General features: G+C 35.7%; 1 pseudogene. It reads left to right on the top strand.

Annotated features, from left to right (window positions below):
• Positions 1 to 841 precede the first annotated feature (841 nt).
• Positions 842 to 1,167: pseudogene (locus tag RG963_RS16475) on the top strand (ABC transporter ATP-binding protein); the annotation flags it as partial.

The following is a 1,167-nucleotide window of genomic DNA, read 5'->3' as shown; positions in this document are numbered from 1 at the left end:
AAGTACTCGGTTCTTTTATTGATGAAATACAGAAATAAAGAGTTAAATATGTTTAGTTAACAATGCCATCTTGAGCTATTCCAGATTTTAAGCATCTCTTGTTGGCTCTGTTAGAAGTCTCGAAAAATTCTTGCCTCTCAGTGTCAGATGAGATTACGGAAATGGGTAAGGCACTAAAAAATAATACCTGAAACCCCGGTTTTGTCGAAGTAAATAGCTCTTATGGAAGGCCTGAAGCCCTTTTGAGAAAACTTCGCAACAAATAATACTTTATTGAGATTCCATTTTCCATTTAGAGATCTATTAAAGAGTAAATAGTGTATATTGTGTCCAAAAAAGCTTCATTGGTAAATTAATTCCTTATATTTCCTGTTTTTAGCTAAGTATGCTTTTATTATTAAATGCCAATGAAGGGGATGACTGCCTACTCCTGAGAAGCTGGTAGATAAGACGTTCTGAATCTGACAGATGCCTTAATCCTGGCTCAATGAGAAAGGAGCACATAGAAACAGGATAAATCGCCACTTTATGGAGATCCTTAACTCGATACTCAGATTTTCCCATTTGAAGAGCGAAATAAGGACGCAGTCAAAAACCTACATTCCATAAAACGAGACACTATACGAGGCACTATGCATCTTGCAGGTGCCTCAAAAAACGCAAATTAGCTATCAACCTGTTATTGTTATCAATCCTGTAATTCAATAAAAACAATCAAATAACAATAAGTCAAACAACAGTATGAAAAAGTTTAGATGAAATAAATGTTTCAGGTAGAGTACAAAAAAGCAAACTTATTCAGGCAACCTGAAGAGGCGCTGACAGAATTTAGAGGCTGTATATGACACTTACTGAAATAATCGAGTCTTTTAAAACGAAGTTAGATCCCTCAAAAATTATGAATTCGCTCGAAAAAGCGGCGAGTTTCAACGATGAATCTGAGAATGATTCAGAGGGGAATGATTCAAGGGAGGATCTAAAAATCAATCCATACAATAATTCTGGAAATGATTCTACTAAAAGTTCTAACGCAATAAGGATTTCTAAAAATGAAGAAGATCCTCTTATCAAACTTACCGATGTCTGGAAAATTTACGAGATGGGAGAGGTTGAGTTTGCAGCCCTTAAGGGAATAAACCTGGAAATCTACAAGGGGGAGTTTCTGGT

The organism is Methanosarcina baikalica, from assembly GCF_031461075.1.
GTDB lineage: Archaea > Halobacteriota > Methanosarcinia > Methanosarcinales > Methanosarcinaceae > Methanosarcina > Methanosarcina baikalica.
Note: the sequence above shows the minus strand (reverse complement) of the source record. Positions and strands in the feature narration are given on the sequence as shown.